Genomic DNA, 6591 nt, shown 5'->3' on the forward strand with positions numbered 1-6591 from the left:
ATCCTGGGAGAACTGCTGTCTCATGTCAGCTTTGGCAGTCTCATGCCGCTCTTGTCCCAGCATTATGAAATATTTGATATTCAGAACGTCCATCTGAATCTGTATGTCATGCAGATCCAGTTCGGCATTCATTTTGCCCCTAATCTGCTGAGTATTCTTGGCATTATACTGGCATTTCTTATTTTCCGCCGGTTATAATAGTATATAAGGATAAGGAGGTTTTTTTATTATGCTTATTCTGGCTTCCGCTTCACCGAGGCGCCGGGAATTGCTGTCTCAGATTGGGGTAGCCTATATGGTCAATCCCAGCACCTATGAAGAAGGTGCACCTAAAAAGAAAGATCCTGCTAAATTTGTCCTGGCCCAGGCACTGGGTAAAGCCAATGATGTAGCGGCCAAATATCCGGGTCAGTGGGTACTGGGTGCCGATACGGTCGTGGCACTCGACGGGGAAATCCTGGGTAAGCCGAAGCATGAAAAAGATGCCATGCGCATGCTTCAGGAATTATCGGGCCGTAAACATTCCGTGTTCACGGGCGTAGCACTGGTGCGCGGTAAAAAGACTTATACCAAAGTCGTGGAAACCAAAGTCTGGTTCCGGAAGTTGAAAGACAGTGAAATCAAGGACTATGTCCGTTCTGGTGAACCCATGGATAAAGCCGGGGCTTATGGTATCCAGGGAAAGGCCGCTGTCTTCGTTGAAAAAGTCAACGGTTCCTATACGAACGTAGTCGGCCTGCCGTTATCCCAGGTCTATACGCTGCTCCAGAAGGCAAAAATTATCGGATGACTTGTCTGAAAGAATTGTCATCGCGGGAAAAACCACGGGAAAAACTGATCCAGCATGGCGCCCGCCTGCTGACGGATCCAGAGCTTCTGGCCATTCTCCTGCGGACCGGTACCCGGGGCTGTTCAGTACTGGATATGGCCCGGAATTTGCTGGCGTCCCTGCCGGGAGGTAATCTGGGCTGTCTTGGCGAAATCACGCTGAGTGAATTATGCCGGATCCGCGGCATCGGCCCGGACAAGGCTGTCACTCTTTGTGCAGCCGTGGAACTCGGCCGGCGCATCGTCCGCTGCCGGGTACGCCGGGATAATCCCGATTTCAGTTCACCTCAGGTCATTGCCGAATACGTTATGGAAGACATGCGCTTCCTACCGCAGGAACGGTTTGCCGCCGTGTACCTTTCGACGAAGAATCAGCTCCTGCGCGTCCAGACTCTGACCGTAGGGACTATTAATGCCAGCCTGGCCAAGGCAAGAGACGTGTTCCGCTACGCGCTGCAGTGTAATGCGGCCGCTGTCGTCCTGCTGCATAATCATCCCAGTGGCAATCCTGAGCCGAGTCAGGAAGATATCGATGTCACGCGCCGCCTCGTACAAGCCGGTGATGTCATGGAGATCCCAATCCTGGACCACATCATCATCGGTGACGGTGTGTTTGTCAGCCTGTGTGAGCGGGGCTACCTGTAAGATGACCAGACAATGTGTGCATATATAATATGAACCAGCATCCGTTTCCGGATGCTTTTCTTTTTACAAACTTTTTTATAAAATAATAAACATTATTTCTTGATAAATTTATGTGACCGTGAGATAATATATATAATATTAATACATAAATAATTCGGCTAGACTAAAGGAGGAGTGTTGTATGAATATCGTAGTACTGATTAAACAAGTACCAGCCGTTTCGGATATCCAGATTGACAGTCAGAATCATAATCTGGTCCGTGTCGGGGCGCCGACGATGCTGAACCCCGTAGACAAGAATGCCATTGAGGCAGCCATTGCCATTAAAGAAGCACAGGGAGGTACAGTGACTCTGGTTTCCATGGGGACGGCTATGGCCAGTGAAGCTCTGCGGGAAGGCGTGTCCATGGGGGCCGATGGCGGCGTCCTTCTGTCCGATGAACGCATGGCCGGGTCCGATACGCTGGCGACGGGGAAAATCCTTGCCCTGGCCATTAAAAAACTGGCGCCTGTCGATCTGGTCCTTACAGGAAAACAATCGGCTGACGGTGATACGGGACAGATTCCGCCAGCTATTGCCGAACACCTGGGATTCAGTCTCATAACGTATGCAGAAAGCCTCACGGCAGAAGATGGGGTGATCCGGGCATCGCGGAAGAATCACGGTGGAATGGAAACAGTAGAAACGAAGCTTCCGGCAGTCTGCTCAGTCATGGAAACGATGAACGTGCCCCGTTCACCCAGTATCCGTAACAAGATGAAAGCAAAAAAAGCCGTCTTTGATGTCTGGCGGCTGGAAGATATCGGACTCGATCCGTCTGAATCGGGCAGTGCCGGTTCGGCAACGGATGTTATCGAAGTGTTTGCGCCGGAAAAACATGCTGTCGGCATCATGATTGACGGCAATACGACAGAAGAAGCTGTCCAGAAACTGATGGCAGATATGGCAGCGAAAAAACTGATATAAGGAGGCGCATGGTTATGGAAAAGAAACACAATATCTGGGTGTACATAGAATTAGTGGATGGGAAACCGTCACAGCTGAGCCTTGAACTGCTGGGAAAAGGCCGGGAACTGGCCGATAGCAGAAATAAAGCCCTGATGGCTCTTCTCGTGGGTAAGGGAGCAGAAGAAGCGGCTTCTGATATTATAGGCTATGGCGCCGATGTGGCGGTTGTCGTTAACCGCGATGGGCTGGATACGTTTGATGCCTCGCAGTACACGGAAATCGTACAGCAGATCCTGACAAAATATGAAGCCAGTGCTATGCTGATTAGCGCATCTCCTGACGGCCGTGACCTGGGTGGACGGCTCTCTGCCGCTATGAATCTGGGACTCGTTGCCGACTGCATCGATTGCCGGTACGAAGGAGACGATGACAGTCTTACCTGGATACGGCCGGCTTACACGGGAAAATTGTTCGTTAAGATTCTGACGACGACGCGTCCCCAGCTGGCTACGATTGGTGAACGGATTTTCCGGGGCAATACGTTTGACAGCAGCCGCAGTGGAGAAGTCATCAAAGAGGACGGTCTTTCCTGTACGCGTACCGTATCCCAGAAGGTGACCGGCTTTGAAAGCCTGCCGCCGCTCGATGAAACGCTGACTATCGAAACGGCTGATTTGGTTGTCGGAGCCGGCCGGGGGGTAGGAGACGAAGACGGCCTTAAAAAGGTAGCTGCCTTTGCCGAATCCATTGGCGCGCCGCTGGGCGTTTCCAAACCGCTGGTCGATAACGGCTGGATGCCCCATGATGCACAGGTTGGCGTGACAGGCAAAAAAATAGCTCCGAAGATTTACATCGCTCTGGGAATTTCCGGTGCCATCCAGCATCAACTGGGCCTGAAAGAGGCAGAACTGATCATTGCCGTCAATACGGATCCGGACGCACCCATTTTCAAATTTGCCAATTATGGCATTGTAGGCGATTTGTTTGAAGTTATGCCTATCCTTCAGCGGGAAATCAAAAAATTGCAGGCTAAATAACGGAAACTGGATATATCAAGGCCGGGAAACGCTGTATTGCAGTGGTCCTGGCCTTATTTTCTGGTCTGGCTATTGCACTTCTCTACAATATTTGCCATAATTAAAGATAATCTTAAATTTGATTTATCTTTTGTTTACCATTTTTGTATAATATAAAGGAGTCATATGAGACCTTACGCTAAATTGTACCTGACCCGCAAAGGAGAACGGGCTGCCCGCAGCGGTCATCCCTGGGTCTATGGAGAAGAAGTGACCCATGTTGATGGGCAGTACAAGACAGGAGACTTGGTAGATGTCCTCAGTGAAAAAGGAAAATACTTGGGAACGGGATTTGCCAATGATATTTCTAAAATCCGGGTCCGCATCATATCACGCAATGCCAATGACCGCTTTGATGAAGCCTTCTGGCAGCGCCGTGTCCAGTATGCGTTGGCATACCGCCGGACCGTCATGGGAGAGAAAGATTTTTCCTGCTGCCGCCTTATTTTTGGTGATGCTGATGAAATGCCGGGTCTGACTGTTGACCGGTACAATGACCTGCTCGTAGCCCAAACACTTTGCTATGGCATGGATGTCGTAAAACCGGTCATCTTCAAGGCATTGACAGACCAGCTGCGCCATATGGGTGTCATCATCCGGGGAATTTACGAACGTAACGATGTCCGCGTCCGCGAACTGGACGGGATGGAACAGTACAAGGGCTGGTACGAGACGCCCTATCTGCCGGAACCGGGCAACGCCCTTACGACGATTGATGAGAACGGCATCTTGTATGACGTAGATGTTGAGAACGGCCAGAAGACGGGTTTTTTCCTCGATCAGAAATATAACCGCCTGGCCGTAGCCAAAATTGCCGCAGGCCATCATGTACTGGACTGTTTCACCCACACGGGAGCCTTTGCCCTCAATGCAGCCAGAGGAGGAGCGGCCAGTGTTACCGCCGTCGATATATCGGACGAAGCCGTTTCCATGACGAGGGAAAATATCCGCCGCAACGGACTGGAAGACAAGGTTACGGCAATGCAGGCCAATGTCTTTGACCTTCTGACGGACCTGGCAGACCATAAAAACCATGACTATGATTTCATCATCCTCGATCCGCCAGCCTTCACCAAATCGGGCCATACGGTGCGCAATGCCATCCGTGGTTATAAGGAAATCAATCTGAAAGCCATGAAACTGCTGCCCCGGGGCGGGTACCTGGCTACCTGTTCGTGTTCCCATTTCATGCGCGATGATTTGTTCCGGTCCATGCTGGCCGATGCGGCTTCCGATGCCGGTGTCCACCTGCGCCAGATTGAAGGGCGCCAGCAGTCGCCGGATCATCCTATTCTCTGGAATGTGCCGGAAACAAATTATTTGAAATTCTACTTGTTCCAGGTCGTCTGACCGGCTTCAGACAAGGCTGACGCCATGGTTTAAGTATGATATAATAAAGCAGCAGATTGATTCTGCTATTACTGAATGAAATAAAGGAGAGGGTCCCATGAAGTTCAGAAGCACTCGTTCGCAAGAAACCGTTACTCCGTCTTATGCATTATTACATGGCCTGGCCCGCGATGGCGGACTATATGTCCCGGAAGAATTCCCGGAACAGGTATTATCGTATACAGATTTGAAAGAAAAGTCCTATCAGGAAATCGCTGATGCTGTTTTAGCGTACTTTTTTACGAATTTTACGCCTAAAGTGCGGCAGAAAATGATTGATGCTGCCTATAATGATCAAACGTTCCGTGATGACCGCATTGTACCGCTTCATTCAATCGATACGGATCTTTCTGTTGCCGAATTGTATCACGGCCGCACACTGGCTTTCAAAGATCTGGCCTTATCCCTCTTTCCCTATCTGTTGACAGCTGCCAAGGTACAGGAAGAAGAAAAGCGCGATATCCTCATCCTCACGGCAACCAGCGGTGATACGGGCAAAGCAGCTCTCGAAGGGTTTAAAGACGTAAATGGCACGAATATCATGGTCTTTTATCCCAGCGAAGGCGTCAGCCCCATGCAGAAGCAGCAGATGCAGAAACAGGAAGGGAAGAATGTCCGCGTCAGTGCTATACACGGAAATTTTGACGATGCCCAGAGCTTTTTGAAACGGGTCTTTACGAGTGAAGAAGTCAATACCTATGCCCATGACCATGGCGTTCTCTTTTCCAGTGCCAATTCCATTAATATCGGCCGGCTCTTTCCACAGATTGCCTACTATGTTTCGACCTGGGTACGCCTTGTAGACAACGGTGTCATCGCTCCCGATGAATCATTTGATGTCGTCGTGCCGACAGGGAATTTTGGCAATATCCTGGCAGGATGGTTTGCCAAAAAGATGGGGGCTCATATCGGCCGGCTCATCTGTGCATCGAACCGCAATAAGGTCCTCGCCGATTTCTTTGAAACCGGTGTCTATGACATGAACCGCGATTTCTATACGACGGACAGCCCGTCCATGGATATCCTTCTGTCCAGTAATTTTGAACGATTTCTGTTCTATGTTGCCAAAGGCGATTGCCAGCGCGTGGCCCAGTGGGAAAAAGACCTGCAGGAAACGGGAAAGATGGCGGTCAACGCAGACGAACTGGCCTGGCTGCAGGAGGAATTCTGTGGCGGCTGGATTGATGATGATGAAACAGAAGCTGTCATCAATCACGTCTATAACGACTTTGGCTATCTCCTGGATCCGCATACGGCTGTCGCCTATGGCGTGTACCTGAACCGTCACAAGCAGGGCATGGACCAGGGGCGTCATACGGTCATCATGTCTACGGCTCATCCATACAAATTTCCGCCAGTTATCTGCAAGGCCCTGGCATTGCCGTCCAGTGACGATCCGTTTGCCATGCTCCAGTCTATCAGCAGTCTGACCGGCATCGCCCTGCCGGAACCGCTGGCCGCGTTGCAGCAGAAGCCGGTCCGCTTTGCAGATAGTATTGAAAAAGAAGATATGAAGCAGGCTGTATTGTCCTTTATCGACGATATCAGCAAGAAGCAATAGAAAAGAGGCGCTCTGGTTTTATATGAACAAAGGCGTTGTATATGCCATTTTATCTGCTCTGGCGTTCAGTATTCAAAACGTCATTGTCAAAGAGCTATCGTATACCATGAGCACTGGGGAAATCGCGTTTTTCCGCGGTTTCC

At 50.3% G+C, this 6591-nt stretch carries 7 protein-coding genes and 1 pseudogene; all 8 read left to right on the forward strand.

The window, feature by feature from the left end:
- A partial coding sequence (locus DBO31_RS07980) for a DUF4321 domain-containing protein (protein WP_150824881.1) occupies positions 1-198 on the forward strand: 198 nt, incomplete at its 5' end.
- A gap of 31 nt (positions 199-229) precedes the next feature.
- Positions 230-790: a nucleoside triphosphate pyrophosphatase gene (locus DBO31_RS07985; protein WP_150824882.1), complete on the forward strand. Its 561-nt coding sequence runs from the start codon at positions 230-232 to the stop codon at positions 788-790.
- Entirely contained in the window at positions 787-1473 is a 687-nt protein-coding gene (gene radC / locus DBO31_RS07990) for a DNA repair protein RadC (protein ID WP_075582276.1), read from the forward strand. The genes DBO31_RS07985 and radC overlap by 4 nt, the downstream gene beginning before the upstream one ends.
- A 181-nt stretch (positions 1474-1654) precedes the next feature.
- Positions 1655-2440, forward strand: a complete 786-nt coding sequence (locus DBO31_RS07995) for an electron transfer flavoprotein subunit beta/FixA family protein (RefSeq protein ID WP_150824883.1) — start codon at positions 1655-1657, stop codon at positions 2438-2440.
- Positions 2441-2454: 14 nt separating this feature from the next.
- Positions 2455-3459 (forward strand): electron transfer flavoprotein subunit alpha/FixB family protein, encoded by a 1005-nt coding sequence (locus DBO31_RS08000; RefSeq protein WP_150824884.1) that lies wholly within the window; start codon positions 2455-2457, stop codon positions 3457-3459.
- A gap of 165 nt (positions 3460-3624) precedes the next feature.
- Positions 3625-4848: a class I SAM-dependent rRNA methyltransferase gene (locus tag DBO31_RS08005; protein ID WP_150824885.1), complete on the forward strand. Its 1224-nt coding sequence runs from the start codon at positions 3625-3627 to the stop codon at positions 4846-4848.
- A 97-nt stretch (positions 4849-4945) separates the two neighbouring features.
- Positions 4946-6448: a threonine synthase gene (thrC, locus tag DBO31_RS08010; RefSeq protein WP_150824886.1), complete on the forward strand. Its 1503-nt coding sequence runs from the start codon at positions 4946-4948 to the stop codon at positions 6446-6448.
- Between the two features lie 22 nt (positions 6449-6470).
- Positions 6471-6591 (forward strand): annotated as a pseudogene (locus DBO31_RS09515) (EamA family transporter); the annotation flags it as partial.

The organism is Megasphaera sp. DJF_B143 (genome assembly GCF_900320625.1).
GTDB classification, from domain to species: domain Bacteria; phylum Bacillota; class Negativicutes; order Veillonellales; family Megasphaeraceae; genus Megasphaera; species Megasphaera hexanoica.